At 74.9% G+C, this 21,871-nt stretch carries 20 protein-coding genes; 9 read left to right on the plus strand and 11 right to left on the minus strand.

The annotated features are described in order from the left end of the window. Positions 1-93 precede the first annotated feature (93 nt). Positions 94-552: a GyrI-like domain-containing protein gene (locus LG379_RS07145; protein WP_225753907.1), complete on the plus strand. Its 459-nt coding sequence runs from the start codon at positions 94-96 to the stop codon at positions 550-552. Positions 553-598: 46 nt separating this feature from the next. Further along, the gene (locus LG379_RS07150) at positions 599-1,705 is read left to right on the plus strand and encodes an AAA family ATPase (RefSeq protein WP_225753908.1); all 1,107 of its coding nucleotides are present in this window, start codon (positions 599-601) and stop codon (positions 1,703-1,705) included. Between the two features lie 41 nt (positions 1,706-1,746). Here the strand turns inward: LG379_RS07150 and LG379_RS07155 are convergent, their stop codons facing one another. Both LG379_RS07155 and LG379_RS07160 read right to left on the minus strand, forming a co-directional pair. After that, on the minus strand, positions 1,747-2,349 hold the full coding sequence (locus LG379_RS07155) for an NUDIX hydrolase (RefSeq protein ID WP_225753909.1): 603 nt from the start codon (positions 2,347-2,349) through the stop codon (positions 1,747-1,749). Beyond that, positions 2,349-3,554: a putative sulfate/molybdate transporter gene (locus LG379_RS07160; RefSeq protein WP_225753910.1), complete on the minus strand. Its 1,206-nt coding sequence runs from the start codon at positions 3,552-3,554 to the stop codon at positions 2,349-2,351. The genes LG379_RS07155 and LG379_RS07160 overlap by 1 nt, the downstream gene beginning before the upstream one ends. 62 nt (positions 3,555-3,616) lie before the next feature. Between LG379_RS07160 and LG379_RS07165 the strand changes: the two genes are divergently transcribed. Then, positions 3,617-4,543: a Ppx/GppA phosphatase family protein gene (locus tag LG379_RS07165; RefSeq protein WP_225753911.1), complete on the plus strand. Its 927-nt coding sequence runs from the start codon at positions 3,617-3,619 to the stop codon at positions 4,541-4,543. Between the two features lie 121 nt (positions 4,544-4,664). Continuing rightward, positions 4,665-5,720 carry a zinc-dependent alcohol dehydrogenase family protein gene (locus LG379_RS07170; protein ID WP_225753912.1) on the plus strand — a complete coding sequence of 352 codons (1,056 nt, stop codon included), beginning with the start codon at positions 4,665-4,667 and terminating at the stop codon, positions 5,718-5,720. 134 nt (positions 5,721-5,854) lie between these two features. Here LG379_RS07170 and LG379_RS07175 read toward each other — a convergent pair whose 3' ends face one another. Both LG379_RS07175 and LG379_RS07180 read right to left on the minus strand, forming a co-directional pair. Then, on the minus strand, positions 5,855-6,643 hold the full coding sequence (locus tag LG379_RS07175) for a hypothetical protein (protein ID WP_225753913.1): 789 nt from the start codon (positions 6,641-6,643) through the stop codon (positions 5,855-5,857). 11 nt (positions 6,644-6,654) lie between these two features. Beyond that, positions 6,655-7,077 carry a pyridoxamine 5'-phosphate oxidase family protein gene (locus LG379_RS07180; RefSeq protein ID WP_225753914.1) on the minus strand — a complete coding sequence of 141 codons (423 nt, stop codon included), beginning with the start codon at positions 7,075-7,077 and terminating at the stop codon, positions 6,655-6,657. Between the two features lie 163 nt (positions 7,078-7,240). On the opposite strand from LG379_RS07180, the gene LG379_RS07185 reads away from it, so the two are divergent. Further along, positions 7,241-8,584: an NYN domain-containing protein gene (locus LG379_RS07185; protein WP_225753915.1), complete on the plus strand. Its 1,344-nt coding sequence runs from the start codon at positions 7,241-7,243 to the stop codon at positions 8,582-8,584. 20 nt (positions 8,585-8,604) lie between these two features. Here the strand turns inward: LG379_RS07185 and LG379_RS07190 are convergent, their stop codons facing one another. Further along, positions 8,605-10,533, minus strand: a complete 1,929-nt coding sequence (locus tag LG379_RS07190; RefSeq protein ID WP_225754885.1) for an ABC transporter ATP-binding protein — start codon at positions 10,531-10,533, stop codon at positions 8,605-8,607. 143 nt (positions 10,534-10,676) lie between these two features. Then, positions 10,677-12,407 (minus strand): ABC transporter ATP-binding protein, encoded by a 1,731-nt coding sequence (locus LG379_RS07195; RefSeq protein WP_225753916.1) that lies wholly within the window; start codon positions 12,405-12,407, stop codon positions 10,677-10,679. A 168-nt stretch (positions 12,408-12,575) separates the two neighbouring features. Here LG379_RS07195 and LG379_RS07200 point away from each other — a divergent pair, with 168 nt between their 5' ends. Beyond that, positions 12,576-13,265: an SDR family oxidoreductase gene (locus LG379_RS07200; RefSeq protein ID WP_225753917.1), complete on the plus strand. Its 690-nt coding sequence runs from the start codon at positions 12,576-12,578 to the stop codon at positions 13,263-13,265. A 4-nt stretch (positions 13,266-13,269) separates the two neighbouring features. Here the strand turns inward: LG379_RS07200 and LG379_RS07205 are convergent, their stop codons facing one another. The 4 genes from LG379_RS07205 to LG379_RS07220 form a co-directional block, all read right to left on the minus strand. Beyond that, positions 13,270-13,653 carry a DUF3592 domain-containing protein gene (locus tag LG379_RS07205; protein WP_225753918.1) on the minus strand — a complete coding sequence of 128 codons (384 nt, stop codon included), beginning with the start codon at positions 13,651-13,653 and terminating at the stop codon, positions 13,270-13,272. An 8-nt stretch (positions 13,654-13,661) separates the two neighbouring features. After that, on the minus strand, positions 13,662-14,828 hold the full coding sequence (locus tag LG379_RS07210; protein WP_225754886.1) for a M20 family metallopeptidase: 1,167 nt from the start codon (positions 14,826-14,828) through the stop codon (positions 13,662-13,664). A gap of 167 nt (positions 14,829-14,995) precedes the next feature. Then, positions 14,996-16,420: a cell wall metabolism sensor histidine kinase WalK gene (locus LG379_RS07215; protein WP_225753919.1), complete on the minus strand. Its 1,425-nt coding sequence runs from the start codon at positions 16,418-16,420 to the stop codon at positions 14,996-14,998. Between the two features lie 6 nt (positions 16,421-16,426). Continuing rightward, on the minus strand, positions 16,427-17,080 hold the full coding sequence (locus LG379_RS07220) for a response regulator transcription factor (protein ID WP_225753920.1): 654 nt from the start codon (positions 17,078-17,080) through the stop codon (positions 16,427-16,429). A gap of 92 nt (positions 17,081-17,172) precedes the next feature. On the opposite strand from LG379_RS07220, the gene LG379_RS07225 reads away from it, so the two are divergent. The 3 genes from LG379_RS07225 to LG379_RS07235 are packed head-to-tail and all read left to right on the plus strand — an operon-like array spanning position 17,173 to position 20,421. After that, positions 17,173-18,474 (plus strand): hypothetical protein, encoded by a 1,302-nt coding sequence (locus LG379_RS07225; protein ID WP_225753921.1) that lies wholly within the window; start codon positions 17,173-17,175, stop codon positions 18,472-18,474. Next, positions 18,471-19,511 carry an ABC transporter ATP-binding protein gene (locus tag LG379_RS07230; protein WP_370634514.1) on the plus strand — a complete coding sequence of 347 codons (1,041 nt, stop codon included), beginning with the start codon at positions 18,471-18,473 and terminating at the stop codon, positions 19,509-19,511. The genes LG379_RS07225 and LG379_RS07230 overlap by 4 nt, the downstream gene beginning before the upstream one ends. Beyond that, complete coding sequence (locus tag LG379_RS07235) at positions 19,498-20,421, plus strand: ABC transporter permease (RefSeq protein WP_225753923.1); 924 nt, start codon at positions 19,498-19,500, stop codon at positions 20,419-20,421. The genes LG379_RS07230 and LG379_RS07235 overlap by 14 nt, the downstream gene beginning before the upstream one ends. 127 nt (positions 20,422-20,548) lie before the next feature. Here the strand turns inward: LG379_RS07235 and LG379_RS07240 are convergent, their stop codons facing one another. Next, complete coding sequence (locus tag LG379_RS07240; RefSeq protein ID WP_225753924.1) at positions 20,549-21,859, minus strand: sodium:proton antiporter; 1,311 nt, start codon at positions 21,857-21,859, stop codon at positions 20,549-20,551. Between the last annotated feature and the right edge of the window lie 12 nt (positions 21,860-21,871).

Consider the following 21,871-nt stretch of genomic DNA (forward strand, 5'->3'; position numbering starts at 1 on the left):
CGGGGACGTTGGTACCTGGACCGGACTGCTCGACGGGCGTGGCCTGGGGGAGTCGCCGGTGGCCGGCGGCGCGACATCGGGGAGGAGGACGACATGGACGTGGAGACGGTGGACCTGGCGCCTGGGCGGCTCGTGGGGGTGCACGAGGTGGTCGCGGTGCCGGACCTCACGGACTTCTTCGGTCGTGCCTTCGGGACCGCGGCCGCGGCGGTGGCGGCCGTGGGTGCGCCGCCGTCCGGGCCGGCGGTGGCGCTGTACCGCGGCGACGTCACCGACCGGGTCGACGTCACGGCGGGGTTCCCCGTGCCGCTCGACGCCCCGGCGCCGGGGGACGGCCTGGCGGACGTGCGGCTGCCGGAGGGCCCCGCCGTGGTCACCGTGCACGTCGGTCCCTACGACACCCTGCGGGACACCTATGCGCGTCTGGAGCAGTGGATGTCCGGACGCGGGCTCGTCGCGCGCGACGTCATGTGGGAGGAGTACCTCGACGGCCCGGATGCCGAGCCGGACCCGGCGCGCTGGCGGACCCGGGTCGTCATGCCGGTCCGCTGAGCGGGGCGGCCGCCGCGCGGTCGGTGCCGGGGCGTACGGTTCGGCGATGATCCGGACGATCGCCGTCGAGGGGTACCGCTCGCTGCGCCACCTCGTCGTCGGTCTGGGGACGCTGACCGTGGTCACCGGGCCGAACGGCTCGGGCAAGACGAGCGTCTACCGTGCGCTGCGGCTGCTCGCCGACCTGACGCGGGACGGCGCGCTGTCCAGCCTCGCGCGCGAGGGCGGCCTCCGGTCGGCGCTGCACGCGGGGCCGTGGACCGGTGAGCGCGTGTCCCTCCGCCTGGGGTTCGCCGACGACGACCTGTCGTACGCCGTCGACCTCGGCATGCCGCAGCCGCCGACGCCCTTCCCGCTCGACCCCGAGGTGAAGTCCGAGGTCGTGTGGGCGGGTCCGCACCTGCGCGCCGGCGCCGTCCTCGCCGACCGGAAGGGCCCCCGGGTGCGGATCCGGGACCGCGACGGGGAGCTGGTCGTCGCCCCGTGGCAGGTGCGCGCGCACGAGTCGCTCGTCGCGACGCTCGCGGACCCGGCGGAGGCCCCCGAGCTCTACGCGATCCGGGAGCAGGCGCGGCGGTGGCGCTTCTACGACCACGTCCGCACCGATGCCGACGCGCCCGCTCGGCGGCCGGGGGTCGCCACGTTCACGCCGGTGCTGGCGGCCGACGGCGCTGACCTGGCCGCCGCGCTGCTGACGATCCAGCGGGTCGGCGTGGCGCAGACGCTCGACAGCGCGGTGGACGCCGCGTTCCCGGGATGCACCCTCCAGGTCGGCGAGGACGCCGACGGCGGCTGCCGCCTCACGCTGGACCAGCCGGGCGTGCGGCGGCCCCTGGGCGTGGCCGAGCTCTCCGACGGCACCGTGCGCTTCCTGCTGCTCGCCGCGGCGCTGCTGTCCCCGCGCCCGCCGGCGCTCCTGGTCCTCAACGAGCCCGAGGCGAGCCTGCACCCCAGCCTCATGCCGGCGCTCGCCGCCCTGGTGGCGGACGCGGCGACGCGCTCGCAGGTCGTCGTCGTGACGCACTCCGGCGAGCTCGTCCGGGCGCTGCGTGCGGACGCGGACCTCCTCGAGCTGCACAAGGACGGCGGCGCGACGGGCGTCGTCGGCAGCCTCGCCTTCGAGGGGCCGGAGTGGTCGTGGCCGCGCCGCTGAGGGGCGCCCCGCTGCGACGGTGACGCGTCCCGTCGTCGGACCTACGTCGCCGCGCGTGCGTGGAGCTCGAGGAGTGCCAGGCGGAGCCGCTCGGCGAGCCCGGGCGCCGCGTCCGCCGGCAGAGCCGAGACGTCGAACCACGCGACGTGCTCGCTCTCGTCGCTGACGGCAGGCGTCGCGTCGGCGGGGGCGAGGGCGACGTAGCCGACGTCCCAGTGCGCCCGGCACCGGCCGAACGACGCGCCCAGCTCGTGCCGGTCGAGCTCCGCGGGGAGCAGCCGGTCACCGACGGCGCCGACGAGCCGGAGCCCGGCGATGCCGCTCTCCTCGCGCGCCTCCCGCAACGCGGTCATGGCCAGCGAGGTGTCCGCCGCCTCGGCGTGCCCACCCGTCTGCACCCAGAACCGGCCCTTGCGGTGGAAGCAGAGCAGCACCCGGCTCAGGTCGGGCGTGAGGATCCAGCACGAGCCGGTGAGGTGCTCCGGCCCTCCGTCACGCGAGAGCGCCGCGGGCCCGAGGGTGCGCACGAGCGACGCGTAGCGGGCGGCCAGCCGGCGCTGGCCGTCGTCCACCGGCGTCCAGGTGCGCAGGTCGTCGAGGAAGGCCTCCGCAGGGTCGGGCGTCCCGGCCGCGGCGGTCGGCATCAGGGCGTCCCGCGGCGCCGGGCGTCCAGGCGCGCCACCAGCCACCATGCGAGGAGCCCCAGGACGAGGGCGACGGCGAGGTTGAGCACCACGCCCAGCACGCCCACGACCACGGCGAACGCCCAGTCGACCGGTCGGCGCAGGTCGCGCAGGAGCGTCATGTGCAGGACACCGGCGACGGCCAGCAGCCCCGCGAGCACGGGCAGGGGGAAGGCCTGCAGCGCGGGTCCGAGCCCCGCCCCGACGCCCAGCGCCAGCCCGACGAGCAGCGTGCCGATCGCGATCGACGCCCCGCCGGTCCGGGCTCCGAAGGCGCGGTGGGCCGTGAACCCGCCGGCGCCGTGGCACACGGGCATCCCGCTCACCGCCCCCACGCCGACGTTGGCGAGCCCGAGGCTGATGGCGAGGCGGTTGGGGGTCACCCGCCGCGCCGCCGCCCCGTAGTAGGTGCGGGCCGCCTCGGCCGCGCCGATGCAGGAGTTCGCGAACGTCAAGGGGATCTGCGGCAGCGTGAGGGTCACGGCGGCCACGGCGACGACGGACCACGACAGGTCCGGCGCGTCGAGCGGGGCCGGCCCGAGAGCCACCGCACCGGGGCCCGTGACGAGCACGACGACGACGCCCACCGCCACGAGCGCGAGGCTGACGGCGTACCGCCGCAGCAGCGCGGCCAGGACCGCGACCAGGAGGGCCCCACCGACGAGGTAGGCGGTGGGGCGGGTGTGGTCGGCGAACGTGGTCGGTGGCGCGGTGACGAGTCCGGTCGCCACCTCGAGGAACAGCAGACCCACGGACAGCTGGACCGCGCGCACGAGGGGCAGCGGGAAGACGCGCGCCGCCCGGTCCAGCAGCCCGGTGGCGCCGAGGACGAGGAAGACCACGCCCATGAGCAGCGCGCCGGCGGCGATCTCGTCCGGGCCGAGCCGGGCGGCGATGGCGATCGCGCCGAAGGCCTTGAGCGGCTGCACGGGGACCGGGACGCGGTAGTACAGCCCGGAGAGGATGTAGAGCACGCCCGCGGGGAGCAGCGCGGCCGTCGCCGAGAGGCCGTTGACGACGATCATGGCGACCGCGATCGGGACCAGCACCCCGACGTCGCCGACGGCTCCCGCGATCTCCCGGACGTCGAGGCGCGGCCGCAGGAGTGGCCCGCGGTCGGCGCCGGGTGCGACGCGGACGCCGTCCTCGCGGAGGTCGTCGTGCACGTGGGCTCCAAGGGTGTGGGTGTCGACGCCGCGGTCAGCGTACGCGGCACTACCGTGCGTCCATGAGACTGGGTGTGCTCGACGTCGGCTCCAACACCGTCCACCTCCTCGTCGTCGACGCGCACCGCGGCGCCCCGCCGGTGCCGCAGTCGTCCACGAAGTCGGTGCTCCGCCTGATGCGGTACCTCGAGCCGTCGGGCCGGATCAGCGACGAGGGGGTGGAGGCGGTCCTGGCGGCGGTGCGCGAGGCGTGCCGCCACACCGAACGCTCCAAGATCGACGAGCTCCTGCCCTTCGCGACGTCGGCGCTGCGCGAGGCGCCCAACGGCCAGGAGGTCCTCGACCTCGTGGAGTCCGAGACGGGGGTGCGCCTGCAGGTGCTGTCGGGCGACGACGAGGCCCGGATCACCTTCCTCGCCGTCCGCCGCTGGTACGGGTGGTCGGCGGGGGAGATCCTCCTGCTGGACATCGGCGGCGGCTCCCTGGAGATCGCTGCGGGCGGGGAGGAGGAGCCCGAGGTGGCGGTGTCGGTCCCGCTCGGTGCCGGCCGGTCCACGATCGGCTTCCTCCACGACGACCCACCGACCTCGAAGCAGATGGACGAGCTGCGGGAGCACGCGGCCGGCGTCCTCAAGAAGACCGTGAAGGCGTTCTCCGACGCCCCGAAGCCCGAGCACGTCGTCGGGTCCTCCAAGACGATCCGCTCGTTGGCACGGCTGGCCGGGTCGGTGGCGGACGGCGTCGGGGCCCAGGACCGCCGCCTGCTCCGGCTCGACCAGCTGGAGGACTGGGTGCCGCGCCTGGCGAAGATGCCGGCCGACGCCCGCCCCGCCCTGCCCGGCATCACCCAGGACCGGACCTTCCAGATCGTCGCGGGAGGCATCGTGCTCGCCGCCGCGATGCGCGCGTTCGGGGTGCGGGAGCTCGAGGTCTCGCCGTGGGCGCTGCGCGAGGGGCTCATCCTGCGCTACCTCGACCGTCTGGCCTAGCCGACCGCCCGCCGCCGATCCGAGGACGTTCGTCCCTCACGCCACGCCCGCCGTCGGGCGTTCCCTGGGGGACAGGGGCGGGGACCCCGCCCCCAGCGGTCGACGGCGACTGGAGGTCACCATGAAGGCTCTCGTCTACCACGGGCCCGGCTCGAAGGCCTGGGAGGACGTCCCCGACCCGCACATCAAGGCGCCCACGGACGCCGTGGTGAAGGTCGACACCACGACCATCTGCGGCACGGACCTGCACATCCTCAAGGGCGACGTGGCCAGCGTGACGGAGGGCCGGATCCTCGGCCACGAGGGCGTCGGCACGATCGTCGAGGTCGGTGCCTCGGTCCAGAACCACAAGGTCGGCGACAGGGTGATCATCGCCTGCATCACGTCGTGCGGCGTGTGCGTGTACTGCCGCAGCGGCAACCCCTCGCACTGCCTCGCCGACGAGGGCGCCTCAGGGATCGGCTGGATCCTCGGCCACCTCATCGACGGCACCCAGGCCGAGTACGTGCGCATCCCCTTCGCCGACAGCTCGCTGTACGCGCTGCCGGAGGGCGTGCCGGACGAGGCGGCCGTCCTGCTGTCGGACATCTTCCCGACAGGCTTCGAGATGGGTGTGCAGTACGGCGCCGTGAAGCCGGGCGACACCGTCGCCGTCGTCGGCGCGGGACCCGTGGGTCTCGCCGTCATGGCGACCGCCGGCCTCTACGGCGCGGCCCAGATCATCGCGATCGACCTGGACGAGAACCGGATCGAGATGGCGAAGACGATCGGCGCGACGCACGGGGTCGACTCCGGTGCCGCCGACTGGAAGGAGCAGGTCCTCGCCCTGACGGACGGCTACGGCGTGGACGTCGCCGTCGAGGCCGTGGGCATCCCCGCGACGTTCCGCATGTGCACCGACATGGTGCGGCCCGGTGGCCACGTGGCGAACGTGGGCGTGCACGGCCACCCGGTCGAGCTCCCGCTCCAGGACCTCTGGATCGCCAACCTGACGATCACCACGGGGCTCGTGAACACGACGACCCTCGCGATGCTCCTCAAGCTGGTGAAGCAGCAGAAGCTGCCGGTCGAGAAGTTCGTGACGCACCGGTTCGGCTTCGACAAGGTCCTCGACGCCTACGAGACCTTCGGCGACGCCGCGGCGACCAAGGCGCTCAAGGTGGTCATGGCCCACTGAGCCCGCCGGGACCGGGCCCGGTCGCCCTCGCAGGGAGGGCGACCGGGCCGTCACGCGCCGGCGACGGGCCCCGGGCGCGCCGGCGGCTCGTGCGGCGCTGCGTCGAGGCGGCTCGGTCGGCGCGTCGAAGCGGCTCAGTCGGCGCAGAGCGCGAGCACCGCGGCTCGCATCGCCGGGTCCACGTCGACGTGCTCGTCCAGCCATCCCAGGACGGCCCGGGCCGACTGCGGCGTCCTGTCGTAGCCCTGCACGAACGTCGCGAGGTGCTGCGCCGTGAGCGGCAGCCGCCGCTCCGCCCGCCGCTCCGGCGCGAAGGGGTCGACGGGCGCCGCCGTCGGCATCTCGACCGACGCGGCGATCTCCAGCACACGGTCCACCGCGTGCGACTGCACGAGGCGCGCCGCGGCGAGCCGCTCACCGCGGTGGTACCGCCCCAGCCCGACGTAGAGGGCGGTGAGCGCCTCACCGGTGGCCCACGCGACGTCGACCGGCGGGGGAGCCGGTGCGGTGCGCACCGGTCGCAGGAGCGTCGTGTCGAAGCCCTCCTGCGCCCACACGACACGCCCGGCCGCGAACGGGATGCCGGGGAGCTCGTGCGGCTCGAAGACCGCGAGCTCGCACAGGACGCCGTCGCGGTAGAGGAGCTTGTAGCCGTCCGGCGTGTTGCGGAACGCGTACGCCACCGGGGCGACCCCCGTCAGCCAGGAGAGGTCCTCGATCATCGGGCCCTTCGCGCCCGGTCCGACGACGACGAAGAAGTCCAGGTCCGACCACCGGTCCAGGCGGTCCCGCTCGAGACCGACGGATCCCAGCCCCAGCAGCGCGAGCGCGCGGCCGTCGGCCGCGAGGGCCGCGCCGATCCGGTCCAGCCGGCGCAGCAGGCGCTGCACCGCGACGTCGTCGGCCGCGTCCCGGTCACCCACGGACGGGCGGGTCAGATCGTCGGCTCGTCGGCACCCGGCAGGTCCACGTGGAAGCGCCGGCCGGTGATCTCCTCGACGCTGATCGCGACGAGCTGGGTCTTGTCCGTGCCCACCCACGGGCGCAGCGGCAAGGCCTCCGCACGGTCCGCGGCGTCGCCCTTGAGGTGACGCGCGGTCCCCCGCACGACGACGCTCACGGCGTGGTCGGCCACCACGTCGTCGACCTCGAACGCCACGCCGTGGTTGACGGTCGTCCCGAAGAGCTTGCTGCCCTCGGCCGTCCGGAAGACGACGCGATCGCCGTCCACGACGAAGTTCACGGGGACGAGGTACACCTCGCCGGCGACCTGGTACGCCAGTCGCCCCAGGGACTGCCGCTGCAGGACGTCCCACGCCTCCGCGTCGGTGAGAACCACCATGTCGGTCTGCTCCATCACGCCACCTCCCGTCCTCCCACGCTAGGCGCCCGACGGCGGCCCGCACGGGACCTCCGTCGCTGGCGCGCCCGCCGGGATCGGCCCGCACCTCGCCCGGCCCCGGACCACCGCAGCGAGGGCGGCGGTGGTCCGTGATCGACCCGTGCACCACGATGGGGGCGTGACCACCACCGACGCGGCCTCCCGCCGCCTGCGCTGCGCCCTCTTCGTCGACTTCGACAACGTCTACATCGGGCTGCAGCGACTCGACCCGACGGCCGCGGAGGCCTTCGCCACGCACCCGGGGCACTGGCTCTCCGGGCTGGAGAGCGGCACGGACGACGACGGCGACTTCACCCGCCGCTTCCTCGTCCGGGCGTGCTACCTCAACCCGTCGGTCTTCTCGCAGTTCCGGCCGAACTTCACGCGCGCCGGCTTCAGCGTCGTGGACTGCCCGTCGCTGACGCAGCAGGGCAAGAGCAGCGCGGACATCAACCTCGTGCTCGACGCCGTCGACGCGCTCGCGGCGCCCACGTTCTACGACGAGTTCGTCATCGTCTCCGCCGACGCGGACTTCACCCCGCTGGCGCACCGGTTCCGCGCCGCCGACCGCCGCGTCACCATCATCACCGCGAGCCCGGCCGCGAGCGCCTACCGCGCCGTCGCGGACACCGTCATCACGGCCGACGCCCTCACCGAGCTCGTCCTGCCGACGACGGCGGAGCGACTCGCGGAGGCCGTGGCCGCCGTGCCGGTCCCCGTGGTCGAGCAGACGGCCACCGCGTCCGCGACCGGCACCGGCAGGTCGGCCGGCGGCGAGGGCAGCACCCCCGGAGGCGCCGGCACGGGCCGACGGCGCGCCGGGGTCGAGGAGGGTGCACCGCCGAGGTCCCGCGGCATCGGCGGCGGACCGGCGCGCGCGCTCGTGCTGCGCCAGGTCCGGACGGCGGACCGGCCGCTCAACGGCGGGTCGCTCGCGCAGGCGGCCCAGAAGGCGGAGCCGGCGCTCGCCTCCACGAACTGGGACGGTGCGGGGAGCTTCTTCCCCTGGCTCGCCACCGCGGTGCCGGAGGTCGCGGCGTCGGCGGGGTTCGTCTGGGACCCCGCCCGGTTCAGCGAGGCGGACCTGCCCGGTGCGGGCGGCGTGGACCTGCCGCCGCTGCAGCGTCAGGTCGTCGAGGTGACCGAGATCCCGAACCTGCCGACGGAGCGGTACCGCGCGCTCCTCACGGCCCTCGCCGACGACGTGGCGGCCCACCCGTTCGACCGGCCGGAGACGGCCCGACGGGTCCGCGACGCGTGCCAGGCCGCGGGGGAGGCGATCGGCAAGGCGTCCGTCAACACCGTCATCGCCGGGGTGCTCTACGCCGGGCTCGACCTGGCGGCGAGGCCCGACGCCCGGACCATCGCGCAGACGTGGGCGGACAACGTCCTCGGCCTGTGCCGCGGCGCTCGCATGGACCTCACCGCGCAGGACGTCGCCGCCATCCGGACGTGGGTGGGCGGGGGGCTGCTCGACCGCTGACCCCGGCCCGCGGGCACCGGTCAGTCGGCCGGCGCCACCGCCGCCGCGAACTGGCTCCGGTGCAGGGCCGCGTAGGCCCCGTCGGCGGCGAGCAGCTCCTCGTGGCTGCCCTGCTCCACGATCGAGCCGCGGTCCATGACGAGGATCGTGTCGGCGTCGCGGATCGTCGACAGGCGGTGGGCGATGACGAACGACGTCCGCTGCCTGCGCAGCCGCGCCATCGCCTGCTGCACGAGCACCTCGGTGCGCGTGTCGACCGACGACGTCGCCTCGTCGAGCACGAGGATCGCGGGGTCGGCCAGGAACGCGCGCGCGATGGTCACCAGCTGCTTCTCGCCCGCGCTGAGGTTGCCGGCCTCCTCGTCGACCACGGTGTCGTACCCGTCCGGCAGCGCCTGGACGACGTGGTCGACGTGCGCGACCCGAGCCGCCTCGAGGACCTGGTCCTCGGTGGCGTCGGGACGTCCGTACGCGATGTTCTCCGCGATCGTCCCGCCGAACAGCCACGTGTCCTGCAGCACCATCCCGACGTTGCGGCGCAGGGCGGCCCGCGACATCTGCCGGGTGTCCACGCCGTCGAGGGTGATCCGTCCCGCGTCGATCTCGTAGAAGCGCATGAGCAGGTTGACGAGGGTCGTCTTGCCCGCCCCGGTGGGACCGACGATGGCGACGGTGCGGCCCGGCTCGACCTCCAGGGAGAGGTCGTCGATGAGGGGCGCGTCGGGCTCGTACCGGAACGACACGTGCTCGAACGTCACCTTCCCGCGGGCACGGGTGCCGTCCGCCGGCGCGGGGGCGGGCGCGACGTCCGGTGACTGCTCCGGTGCGTCCAGCACCTCCACCACGCGCTCGAAGCTCGCGACGCCCGACTGGAGGAGGTTCATCATCGACGCGATCTGCGTGATGGGCTGGGTGAACTGACGGGAGTACTGGATGAACGCCTGGACGTCGCCGAGGGTGATCGCGCCGGCCGCCACCCGCAGGCCCCCGACGACGGCGATGGCCACGAACGACAGGTTGGACAGGAACATCATCGCGGGCTGGATGAGGCCCGAGATGACGTTGGCCCGGAAGGCGGCGTCGTAGAGCGCCTCGTTCTCCTCGTGGAAGCGCTGGGACACCGCACGCTGCCGTCCGAACACCTTGACCAGCGCATGGCCGGTGTACATCTCCTCGACGTGGCCGTTGAGCGTCCCCGTCCTCGCCCACTGCTGGACGAACTGCGGCTGCGCGCGCTTGGCGATCACGGCGGTGAGCAGGCCCGCCGCGGGCACCGTGATGACCGCCACGAGGGCGAGCACGGGCGAGATCCACAGCATCATCGCGAGCACGCCGAGCACCGTGAGGACCGCCTGCACGAGCTGGCTCAGCGTCTGCTGCAGGGTCTGGGCGAGGTTGTCGACGTCGTTCGTCACCCGGGAGAGCAGGTCACCCCGGGCGCGCCGGTCCACCTCGGCCAGCGGCAGCCGGTCGAGCTTGGCCTGGACGTCGCGCCGCAGGCCGAACACCGTCCGCTGGACCACGCCCGTGGTGATCCGCCCCTGCAACCAGCCCAGCACCCAGGCGCCCGCGTACAGCGCGAGAGCCACGACGAGGATCCGGGCCAGCGCACCGGTGTCGATGCCCTCGCCCGGCACGAGCCCGGGCGCGGTCGCGGCGATCGCCGCCAGCTCGTCCTGCCCCGCCGCCTCGAGGGAGGCGACGACCTGTTCCCGGGTCGCGCCGGCGGGCAGCTGCCTTCCGAGCACGCCGGAGAAGATGACGTCGGTGGCCCGACCCAGCACGTACGGCCCTGCCACCAGGGCGGCGACGGAGCCGACCGTCAGCAGCCCGACGGTGGCGAGCCGGACCCGCTCGGGAGCGAGGACGCCGAGCAGGCGCCCCAGCGACGCGCGGAAGTGCAGCGGCTTGGCGGGGGGCACGGCCGCCGCCATCGGCCCGTGCCCCATCGGCCGGCCACCGGCGCCGGGCGGCGGCCCGCCGCCCGGACCGGGCCCGCTCGCACCGCCGTGCCCCGCACCGCCGTGCCCACCACCGCCGTGCCCACCACCGCCGTGCCCGCCGTGCCCGGTCGCAGGCCGTGCCGGCGCGCTCATGCCGCCTCCTCCACGGTCACCTGCGACAGGACGATCTCGCGGTACGTCGCGTTGGACTCCATGAGCTCGTGGTGGGTCCCCTCGCCGACGACGACGCCCTCGTCGAGCACGACGATGTGGTCGGCGTGCCGGATCGTGCTCACCCGCTGCGCGACGACGATGACCGTCGCGTCCCTCGTCTCGGGCACGAGCGCCGCCCGCAGGGCGGCGTCGGTCGCGACGTCGAGGGCGGAGAAGGCGTCGTCGAAGAGGTAGACGCGCGGCCGCCGGACCAGCGCCCGGGCGATCGACAGGCGCTGGCGCTGCCCCCCGGAGACGTTCGTGCCCCCTTGCGTGACGGCGGCGCCGAGGCCGCCCATCCCGCGGACGAAGTCCGCCGCCTGGGCCACCTCCAGGGCGTGCCACAGGGCGTCGTCGTCGGCCTCCTCGTCGCCGTCACGGAGGTTGGACGCGACGGTCCCGGAGAACAGGAACGCCTTCTGCGGGACGAGTCCCATCACGCCCCACACGGTCTCCAGGTCCAGGTCGCGCAGGTCCACGCCGTCGAGGAGCACCGCGCCCGCGGTCGGGTCCTGCAGGCGGGGCACCATCTGCAGGAGCGTCGTCTTCCCCGAGCCGGTCGAGCCGATCACGGCCGTCGTCTCACCCGGCCGGGCGCGCAGGCTGACGCCGCGCAGCACGGGCGCCGCGGCACCGGGGTAGCGGAACTCCACGTCCCGCAGCTCGACCTCGCCGCGCAGGGGCGGCGGCCGGACGGGGTCCACGGCCGGCACCACGGTGCTCTCGGCGCGCAGGACCTCGGTGACGCGCTCGGCGGACACCTCGGCACGGGGGATGATCATGACCATCATCACGGCCATCATCACGGCCATGAGGATCTGCATGAGGTAGCTGAGGAAGGCCACCATCGAGCCGATCTGCATGGCTCCGGTGTCGATGAGCTGGGCGCCGAACCAGATGACCGCGACGCTGGAGACGTTGAGCACGAGGAACACCGTCGGGAAGGTCAGGGCCATGATCCGGCCGGCCCCGACGGCCACGTCCATGAGCTCGGTGCTCGCCCGGTCGAAGCGCGCACGCTCGTGGTCCTCACGGACGAACGCCCGCACCACCCGCATGCCGGTGATCTGCTCGCGCAGCACCCTGTTGATCGCGTCGAGGCGCGTCTGCATCGCCCGGAACAGCGGGCGCATCCGCGACACGGCCACCGCGAGCACCGCGCCCAGCGCCGGCACCACGACGAGGAGCAGCGAGGACAGGCGCACGTCCTCCCGCAGCGCCATGACGACCCCGCCGACCATCATCACCGGGGCCGCGATCATGAGCGTGAGGCCCAGGTACAGCACGAGCTGCACCTGCGAGACGTCGTTCGTCGTCCGGGTGATGAGCGACGGCGCCCCGAACCGGCCGACCTCGCGCGCGGAGAACGTCTGGACGTGGTCGAACACCGCGCCCCGCAGGTCCCGGCCGACGGACATCGCCACCCGCGCACCGGCGTACACGGCGCCCACGGCGCAGACGACCTGCACGGCGGTGACGACGAGCATGACGCCGCCGATCCGGAGGATCCGGCCGATGTCCCCCTGGGCGATCCCCTGGTCGATGAGGTCCGCGTTGAGGCTCGGGAGGTAGAGGTTCGCGACGGCCTGCACCAGCTGCAGGACCGCCACGACCACCACGAGCGCGAGGTACGGGCGGGTGCGCTCACGGAGCACCTGGATCAGCACCGGACCAGTGTCACGCAGGGCACCGACACGGACGAGGGGTTTCTCCTGAGGCGTAGACGTGCGCGCGGTGCCCGCCGCGACGGGGCCGGGCACCGCAGGCTGGCAGGCGCCTGTGACGGGGTCCGCCGGGCCTCGCCGGCAGCCGGACGTGCTGCGACGCTGACCGGTATGACCGCACTCGACTCCGCGCACGTCCTCGTCGTCGGCGCGACGGGCGGCCTCGGCTCGGCGATCAGCCGCCGGCTCGCCGACCGCGGCGCCCGGCTGTCCCTCAGCGCACGGTCCGCCGACCGGCTCGACGCCCTCGCCGGCGAGCTGGGCGACGCCGTCGTGGGCACGCACGCGGCCGACATGACGTTCCCGGCCGCACCGGCCGACGTGGTCGGCGCCGCCTCGGCGGCCCGTGCGCTCGACGGTGTCGTGTTCGCGGCGGGTGTGGTCGCCTTCGGGCCCGTGACGGAGCTCGACGACGACGTCCTCGACGCCCTCCTGCTGCTCAACCTCGTGGCGCCCGTGCGGCTCGCGCGTGCGGCGGTGCCCGTGCTCGCCGACGGGGGCTTCCTGGCGAACGTGAGCGCCGTCGTCGCCGAGCGCCCCACGGCGGGGATGGCGGCCTACTCCGCCGCCAAGGCGGGCCTGACCGGGTTCGACGCCGCGCTCGCCCACGAGCTGCGCCGTCGGAGGGTCCGGGTGCTCGACATCCGTCCGCCCCACACCGAGACGGGGCTGGCGGGCCGGCCGATCGCCGGTCAGGCGCCTCCGCTGGGGCAGGGTCTGGCGCCCGACGACGTCGCGGCCCGCGTCGTCCGGGCGGTCGAGGCGGACGAGCGGGACCTGCCGGCGTCGGCCTTCGCCTGAGGGTTCAGCCGGCGAGGTCGGCGACGCCGAGCGCCAGTGCGAGGGCGCTGAGGACGAACGGCAGCGCCATCTGGCGCCGCGGCTGGGGGAGCGGCAGACGGACCTCCCGGGTGTCCGGCAGCTGCATGAGGGTGACCTGCTCGCCGACCTCGTACGCCCTCGGCTGGTGCGAGGCCGGCGGCAGGAGCCGGCGCTCACCGGTGGCCCTGTCGCGGTACGCGACCGTCGGGGCGTACAGCAGATGGCTGCTCCCCGAGATGGAGGACCGCTTGACGGCGACCTCGACCACCTCCCCGGGCAGGGGCTCCGCGCCGGGCGGGATGCGGTGCCGGCGCACCATGTGCACGCCGGCGGCCGCGAGCAGCACGGCCGCCACGACGAGCACCATGGTGGTCCTCAGCCCTCGGCGAGCCGGTCCAGCGCCAGCCCGGCGAGCACGGCCGCGGCGACGGGCAGCGCCGCGTCGTCGAACCGCGCCTGCGGCGAGTGGTTGTACGGGGCGGTCGCCGGGTCCTCGCCGGCCGGCGTCGCGCCGAGGAAGAGGAAGGCCCCCGGGACCTCCTGCAGCACGTAGGCGAAGTCCTCCGCACCGGAGACGGGCTGCTTCGCCGTCTCGTACGCGTCCGGCCCGACGACGGCGCGCGTGACCCGCTCCGCGCGGTCCACCTCGGCGGGGTCGTTGACGGTCACCGGGTAGCCGCGCTCGTACGTGACCTCCGCGGTGAGGCCGTGCGCCGCGGCGATGTTCTCGGCGACGCGCACGAGCCGGTCGGGGATGGCCTCGTGGTGCTCGCGGGAGAACGTCCGGACGGTCGCGTCGAGCTGCGCCGTCTCGGGGATGACGTTGTCGGTCGTGCCGGCCGCCACCCGCCCCACGGAGACCACCACGGGGTCGTGCGCGTCGAACTGCCTCGTGACGACGGTCTGGAGCGCCAGGACGATCTCGGCGGCGACCGTCACCGGGTCCGCCGCGAGGTGCGGCATCGACCCGTGGCCGCCGCGGCCGCGCACGGTCACGTAGAGCTGGTCCGACGCCGCCATCGCGGTCCCCGCACGGCCGGTGACGACGCGCAGCGGGGTGTTGGACGACGCCACGTGGATGGCGTAGGCGGCGACGACCCGCTCGCCCGCGGCGTCGAGGACACCCTCGTCGATCATGTACCGGGCGCCGTGGAAGCCCTCCTCGCCCGGTTGGAACATGAGGACGACCGAGCCCGCCAGCTCCTCGCGGCGCGCGGCGAGGAGCCGTGCCGCGCCCACCAGCCCCGCGACGTGCAGGTCGTGCCCGCACGCGTGCATGAAGCCGGTGTGCTCGCTCGTGAACGGCTCACCCGTCTCCTCCGTCACGGGCAGCGCGTCCATGTCCCCGCGCAGGAGCACGGCCGGCCCGGGGCGAGCGCCCCGCAGCACGGCCACCACGGAGCCGACGGCCGTCCCGGTCGTGACCTCCAGCCCCAGCCCCTCGAGCGCGGCCAGGACGCGCGCCTGCGTCATGGGCACCTCGAGTCCCTGCTCGGGGATCCGGTGCAGGTCGTGGCGCAGCGCCGCCAGCTCCGCGGCCATCGCCTCCGCGTCCGCGAGCAGGTCCTGGAGCAGGTCGTGGGGCACGTGCGCCTCCGGTCGTGGTCGCGCCTCGTGGGCGGCGTGGTCGGGTCGTCCGGTGCGACCGTACCCGTCCCGGCCCGCCGCCGTGCCCTCTGCCGTCCCCTCTGCCGTCCCCTCCCTGCGGCTCAGGGCGGCGGGACGTCCACGCGGGCGCGGAGCCCGCCCAGCGGTGCCTCCGCCAGCGTGACGTCGCCGCCGTGCTCCCGGGCGATCTCGCGCACGATCGCCAGGCCCAGCCCGCTCCCGCCCGCCTCGCGCTCGCGGGCCTCGTCGAGGCGCACGAACCGCTCGAACACCCGGTCACGGTCGTGGGCGGGGATGCCGGCGCCGTCGTCGTCGACGGTCACCGACCCCTGCCCGACGGTGACGCGCACCCGCGAGGTGGCGTGGCGCACCGCGTTGTCCACGAGGTTGCGGACCACGCGGCCGAGCGCGGGCGCGTCGCCGACGGCGGACCCGGTCCCGTCCACCTCCACGCGGACGTCCGGCCGGCGCAGGACCGCGCCGGACCCGCCGACGGCGTCGCGCGCGACGTCCACGAGGTCGACCTCCTCCCGCGTCCGGGGAGCGGAGCCGACCCGCGCCAGGAGCAGGAGGTCGTCGACGAGCCCCTGCATGCGCAGCACCTCGCCGACGAGGTCGTCGGCCAGCTCGTCGGTGCGGTAGACCTCCGGGTGCTGCCGGGCCACCTCCAGGCTCGCGCGGAGGGTCGCCAGCGGCGAGCGCAGCTCGTGGGCCGCGTCGGCGACGAACCGCCGCTGCCGGGCCGACGCCGTCTCCAGCCGGTCCAGCATCTCGTTGAGCGTGCGCGCGAGGGCGGAGACCTCGTCGTCGGCGGGGCTGACGGGAAGGGAGCCCGGGCCGCCGGCGCGGGCGACCTGGGCGGCGGCGGAGCGCATCCGCTCGACGGGGTGCAGCGCGCGCCCCAGCACCAGCCACACCGCCACCGCGAGGATGCCGGTGAGCGTCGGCACGACGCCGACCAGGGACAGGCTCAGCGCCCGCAGCAGTCCCTGGACCTCGGCGAGCGGCATCGTGGCGACCACGGTGACCTGCTCGCCGCGCCACGTCGTCGGGACGACGGCGACGCGTGCCTGGCCGTCGTAGGCGCTCTGCGACGTCGGGCTGACCACCCCGCTCGTGGCGGTCGCGGCGCGCAGGCGGGCGATCTCGTCCGGCGGCAGGACGGGCAGCGTGCGGCTGGCGCTGGGAGAGGTGGCGACGACGAGCCCGTCGCGGTCGAGCACCTGCACGATCTCCCCGGGCTCCTCGACCGGCAGCGCGTCCGGCAGGCTGTCGGAGGCGACGAGTTCCGCGGTCGTCGTCGCCCGTTCGCGGACGATCCCGTCGAGCTCGGCGACGCGCGAGCGGGACAGGACGGTCGTCAGCGTCAGCGCCCCCGCGATGAGCGTGACGCAGAGCAGGCCGGCGGTGAGCACGGTGAGCCGGGTCCGCAGGGACCGGCTCCGCCACGGGTCGGCGCCGTCCCTGCCGGTGTCCCCGCGACCCGCGTCAGGTCGCTCGACGGGCGGTGCGGTGCCCGCGTGCACGGCGGCTCAGGCCGCCATGCGGTACCCGGCGCCGCGCACGGTGACCACGGCGTCGCGGCCGAGCTTGCGCCGCAGGTAGCCGACGTACACCTCGACGACGTTGAGGTCCTCACCGGGGGAGTCCCAGACGTGGTCGCGCAGCTCGACCTTGCCGATGACCCGGTCGTGGTGGCGCATGAGGTACTCCAGCAGAGCCAGCTCCCGCACAGTCAGCTGGACGGCCTCGCCGCCGCGCGTCACGGTGCGGGCGGAGGGGTCGAGGACGATGTCTCCGGCGGTCAGCACCGGCGGGCGCGGCGCCAGCGGACGTCGGATGAGCGCGCGCAGCCGCGCCACGAGCACCACGAAGGCGAAGGGCTTGGTGAGGTAGTCGTCGGCGCCGACGTCCAGGCCGTCCGCGACGTCGTACTCGCCGTCCTTGGCGCTGAGCATGAGCACGGGGGTCCACACCTCGCGCTCCCGCAGCGCGGTGACGACGTCGTAGCCGTTCTTGCCGGGCAGCATGATGTCGACCACGACGGCGTCGTAGTCGCCGTGCGTGGCCATCTCCAGCCCCGTGATGCCGTCGTGGGCGAGGTCGACGGCGAAGCCCTCCGCCGCCAGCCCACGCTGCAGGGCACGCGCGAGGCCGCGCTCGTCGTCGATCACCAGGATGCGCACCTGACCAGCATCCCACCGCGGAGGCCCCGGACGGCTGAGGCGGGCCTGATGACCTCAGCGCCGTCTCAGTGCCCCGGGGGGACGCTCTTCGCATGACCCAGAGCTCCACCCGCACCGGCGCCACCACCGCCGGCGCCCCCCGCTCCCGGCGCACGGCGTGGGCCGTGCCCGCCGGTGTCGCCATCGCCGTCGCCGCGGCGTTCGCCACCCCGCCGCTGCTCGCGAGCGCAGGCGACGACTCCCTCCCCGACATCACCCCGGAGCAGCTCGCCGAGCGCGTCGCGGCCGCGGAGCCCGCCCCGCTGTCGGGGACCGTCGTGCACACGGCCCGCCTCGGGCTGCCCGAGCTGCCGCTCACCGAGGCGACGGGCGCCGACCCGGTCGCCCTGCTCGGCGGCTCCTCGACGCTACGGGTCTGGACGGACGGCGCGGAGCGTTCCCGCATCGCGCTCCTGGGTGCCGCGTCGGAGTACTCGCTCGTCACCGACGGGCCCGACGCCTGGACGTACTCGAGCACGACGGACGAGGTCGTCCACTACACGCTCGACGCCGCGGGCCGGGCGCAGTACGAGGCCGCCGCGGCCGACGTGCGCGCCGGCCTGGCCCCCGACGTCGTCGGCACGCTGCCCACGCCCGAGGAGGCGGCACGCACCGCGCTGGAGCAGGTCCAGGGCTACTCCGCCGTCACGCTGGACGCGCAGACCACGGTGGCCGGTCGGGCCGCGTACCAGCTCGTGGTGACGCCGCGGGACGCGGAGACCCTCGTGGGCCGGGTCGTCGTCGCCGTCGACGCGGAGACCTCGACGCCGCTGCGCGTGCAGGTCTGGAGCGTCCAGGACGCGGACGTGCCGGCGCTGGAGATCGGCTTCACCGACGTGACGTTCGGCCTGCCCGATGACGGCGTCCTGACCTTCTCGACACCGGCGGGGGCGACCGTCCGCGAGGTCGTGATGCCGATGATGGAGCCGCAGGAGCCGGGCGCGCTGGAGGAGCTGCTCGCGGCCGACCCGCCGGCCCCGGGTGAGCCGATCGACCCGGCGCTGCTGCCCGAGGGCGTCGCGACGACGGGGACCGGCTGGGAGACCGTGACCGAGGTCGCCGGCGTCGACGTCGCCGCGATCCTCGCCGGTGACCCCGCCGCGCTCACCTCGCTGCCCGAGTCCGAGCGGCTCATCGGCTCGGACCGCGCGCAGGACCTCATCTCGGAGTTCCTGCCGGACGAGGAGCAGGCGAGCGCCTTCGAGCTGGACGGCGCCGCGCTCTACGACAGCCTCACCACCGAGGTCCCCGAGGGTCGCCTGCTGACGTCGGCCCTGCTCAGCGTGCTCGTGACCACGGACGGGCGGGTCCTGTACGGCGCCGTGCCGGCCGAGGTCCTGCGCGGACTGGCCTGACAGGCCCGAGGACCGCTGCCATGGGGGTCGCCACGGGTAGCGTTCCGGTCGTGAACGTCCCGCAGCCGGAGGGCCGGTCCGAGCGGGCGGCCCCGGAGCGAGACCTGGCCGTGCGGACCGCGCACCTCACGAAGCGGTTCCGCTCGGGTCAGGTGGCCGTCGACGGGATCGACCTCGAGGTGCCGCGCGGCGCGGTCTTCGGCTTCCTCGGTCCGAACGGCTCGGGCAAGACGACGACCATCCGGATGCTGCTGGGTCTGGTCCGCCCGACCGAGGGCCGGGCGTGGCTGCTCGACGGCCCGATGCCGGACGCGGGGCCGACGGTCCTGCCGCGGGTCGGTGTCCTCGTCGAGGGCCCGGCGTTCCAGCCGTACCTCAGCGGTCGGCGCAACCTCGCCCGGCTCGACGCGAACGACGCGACCGCCGACCCGCGGACGTCCGGGCGGCGCATCGACGAGGCGCTCGAGCGCGTGGGCATGGCGGCCGCCGCCGCGAAGCCCTTCCGGCAGTACTCCCTGGGCATGAAGCAGCGGCTGGGCCTGGCCGCCGCGCTCCTGCGGCCCCGGGAGCTGCTCGTCCTGGACGAGCCGACCAACGGCCTGGACCCGCAGGGCACTCGTGAGGTGCGGGTCCTCATCCGCGAGCTGGCCGACGCGGGGACGACCGTCCTCGTGTCCTCGCACCTCCTCAGCGAGATCGAGCAGGTGTGCTCCCACCTCGGCATCATGAGCCGCGGGCGTCTCCTCGTGCAGGGCGAGCGGCACGTCGTGATGGGCGTGGCGACGCCGCACGTTCACGTCACCACGACGACGGACCACGCGCCCCGGGCGGCCGAGGTCCTGCGCCGGCTGGGTGTCGGTGGGGTGACCCGCGAGGGGGCCCTGGTCCACGGTGTGCTCGACGGCGTGGGACCGGCCGCCGTCTCCTCCGGGCTCGTCGGTGCCGGCGTGGACCTGCTCGGCCTGGAGGTCCGCCGCCAGAGCCTCGAGGAGCTGTTCGTGCGTCTCACGGGGGAGGGCTTCGATGTCGCCCGCTGACGTCGCCGGGGCGCGGCGTCCCGCGGCGCACCCCGGTGGGGTGCTCGGGGGGCCCGCGACCGACCCGGCCGCGGAGTGGCTGCCCCGGCCCGGCGCCTTCGGTCGGATGCTGCGCAGCGAGATGGCGCTCGTGTTCGGCCGACGCCGCAACGTCGCGCTGCTGTCCGGCCTCGCCGCCGTGCCCCTGCTGCTGGGCCTCGTCCTCTTCGTCGCGCAGGACACGGCGCTGGCCGGGCAGGGGCCGGGGTTCGTCGGCCGGGTCACGGGCAACGGCCTGTTCCTGGTCGTGGCGTCGCTGTTCCTGTGCCTGCCCTTCCTCCTGCCGCTGACCATCGGCATCGCGACGGGCGACGCCGTCGCGGGGGAGGCGGCCGGCGGCACCCTGCGGTACCTGCTCTCCCTGCCGGTTCGGCGGACGCGGCTGCTCGTCGTCAAGGCGCTCGCCACGCTGGCGTTCGTCGGGGCGGCCGTGCTCGGCATCGCCCTCGTGGCGCTCGCGGCCGGGTCCGCACTGTTCGGCCTGTCCGACCTCACCCTGCTGTCCGGGGCGACCATCCCGGTCGCCGACGGCGTCCTGCGCATGGCCGGCGTCGTCGCGTACGTGGCGCTCTCGCTGACCGGCCTGGTCGCCGTCGGGCTGTTCTACTCGACTCTCACCGAGGTGCCGGTCGGCGCCATGGCGGGGACCGTGGTCACCGCGGTGGTGTCGGCGGTGCTCGACACCCTGCCGCAGCTGTCCGCGATCCATCCAGCGCTGCTGACGCACCACTGGCTGGACTTCGCCGAGTTCCTGCGGCTGGAGGTCGACCCCGCCGTCCTCGGTCAGGGCCTGGCCGTGCAGGCGGCCTGGGTCGCCGTGTTCGGGGCGCTGGCGTGGAGCCGGTTCACCACCGCAGACGTCACGTCCTGAGCACGGGGGCCGCGCCGGCCGAGTTCCCCGGCGCGCGCAGGCCCAGGGCGTGATCCGCCCCCGCCCCGACGGTCGCCACCGTCGGGGCGGGACGGGGCGTGCGTGGGCCTCCGCGGCGCGCTCTCCCTCATGCCGACGTGCCGGCGACCTCCGGGTCCTCGCTGTCCGCCTCCGGCTTGCCGGCCAACCGACGCCGCGCGTCGTCCAGCCAGGCCATCGCGGGGGTCGCGGTGACGCCGTGGAGCACGACCGAGGACACGACCACGAGCCCGACCAGCGCCCACAGGCGGCTGTCCTCCAGCGCGAAGTCACCCTCCTGCAGCGCGTACGCGACGTAGTAGAGCGAGCCGACCCCGCGGACGCCGAAGAAGGCGACGACGGCGCGCTCGCGCGGGCCCGTGGTGCTGCCGGCTAGCCCGATCCAGCCGGCGACGGGACGCACCAGGAGCAGGAACACCGCGACGACCGCGACCTCGGCCCACCCGACGGGCGCGAGCAGGCCGCGTGCGACCGCGCCGCCGAGCAGCACGAGGACCGCGACGGTGAGGAGCCGTTCGACCTGCTCGACGAAGCTGTGCATGACCGCGTGCTGCTCGTGGTGCCGCTCGGTGCTCCGTATCGTCGCCGCGGTGACGAAGACCGCGATGAAGCCGTACCCCTCGGCCAGCTCCGTGAGCCCGTAGGCGAGGAAGACGGCGGCCAGGGCGACGAAGCCCTGGAGGTTCTCCGTCATGCGGTGCTCGGCCGCGAGGCTGGAGAAGAACAGCCGGCCGAGGAGCCAGCCGACCGCCAGCCCGCCGAGGACCCCCAGGCCCAGGCGCCACAGGACGTCCACGAGCACCCACTCGGCGAGCCAGCCGCCCGGGGCGACGCCGGCGATGCTGATCGCGACGGCGGCGTACGTGAACGGGAAGGCGAGGCCGTCGTTGAGCCCGGCCTCGGACGTCAGGGCGAACCGAGCCTGGTCGTCCTCGGCGCCGGGCTCGGCGAGAGGCCGGTTCACCTGGACGTCCGTCGCGAGGACCGGGTCGGTCGGTGCGAGGACGGCGGCGAGGAGCATGGCTCCCGCGGCGCCGAAGCCCAGGAACCACCACCCGAGCAGTCCCGTGGCGAGCATCGTCAGCGGCATGGTGACCGCGAGGAGGCGCCACGTCGTGCCCCAGGTGCGGATCGCGAACGGGCGGTTGAGGGCCAGGCCGGCGCCCATCAGGGAGACGATGACGCACACCTCGGTGAGGTGGACGGCGACCGACTGGTAGCGGATCGGGTCCGGGTCCGGCAGCTGCGGCAGCAGCGCGAACGCGGCCATGCCGGAGCCGAGGAAGACGATCGGCCACGACACCGGTGCCCGGCGCAGCACCCACGGCAGCAGGGCGGCGGCGAGGGTGGCGAGCCCGATCGCGGCGAAGAGGATCCCCGAGCCCTCGAACTCGATCACCGGCTCACGGTA

This window comes from Actinotalea sp. Marseille-Q4924 (assembly GCF_916618755.1).
Classification (GTDB): Bacteria; Actinomycetota; Actinomycetes; order Actinomycetales; family Cellulomonadaceae; genus Actinotalea.

Excerpts from the sequence above, each read along its gene's own strand:
- LG379_RS07180 (WP_225753914.1), bottom strand. The coding sequence starts at position 7,077 with ATGGAGCAGACCGACATGGTGGTTCTCACCGACGCGGAGGCGTGGGAC.
- LG379_RS07190 (WP_225754885.1), bottom strand. The coding sequence starts at position 10,533 with ATGGGGCACGGGCCGATGGCGGCGGCCGTGCCCCCCGCCAAGCCGCTG.
- LG379_RS07225 (WP_225753921.1), top strand. The coding sequence starts at position 17,173 with ATGACCCAGAGCTCCACCCGCACCGGCGCCACCACCGCCGGCGCCCCC.
- LG379_RS07150 (WP_225753908.1), top strand. The coding sequence starts at position 599 with ATGATCCGGACGATCGCCGTCGAGGGGTACCGCTCGCTGCGCCACCTC.
- LG379_RS07145 (WP_225753907.1), top strand. The coding sequence starts at position 94 with ATGGACGTGGAGACGGTGGACCTGGCGCCTGGGCGGCTCGTGGGGGTG.
- LG379_RS07200 (WP_225753917.1), top strand. The coding sequence starts at position 12,576 with ATGACCGCACTCGACTCCGCGCACGTCCTCGTCGTCGGCGCGACGGGC.
- LG379_RS07235 (WP_225753923.1), top strand. The coding sequence starts at position 19,498 with ATGTCGCCCGCTGACGTCGCCGGGGCGCGGCGTCCCGCGGCGCACCCC.
- LG379_RS07210 (WP_225754886.1), bottom strand. The coding sequence starts at position 14,828 with ATGGCCGCGGAGCTGGCGGCGCTGCGCCACGACCTGCACCGGATCCCC.
- LG379_RS07205 (WP_225753918.1), bottom strand. The coding sequence starts at position 13,653 with ATGGTGCTCGTCGTGGCGGCCGTGCTGCTCGCGGCCGCCGGCGTGCAC.
- LG379_RS07170 (WP_225753912.1), top strand. The coding sequence starts at position 4,665 with ATGAAGGCTCTCGTCTACCACGGGCCCGGCTCGAAGGCCTGGGAGGAC.
- LG379_RS07155 (WP_225753909.1), bottom strand. The coding sequence starts at position 2,349 with ATGCCGACCGCCGCGGCCGGGACGCCCGACCCTGCGGAGGCCTTCCTC.
- LG379_RS07165 (WP_225753911.1), top strand. The coding sequence starts at position 3,617 with ATGAGACTGGGTGTGCTCGACGTCGGCTCCAACACCGTCCACCTCCTC.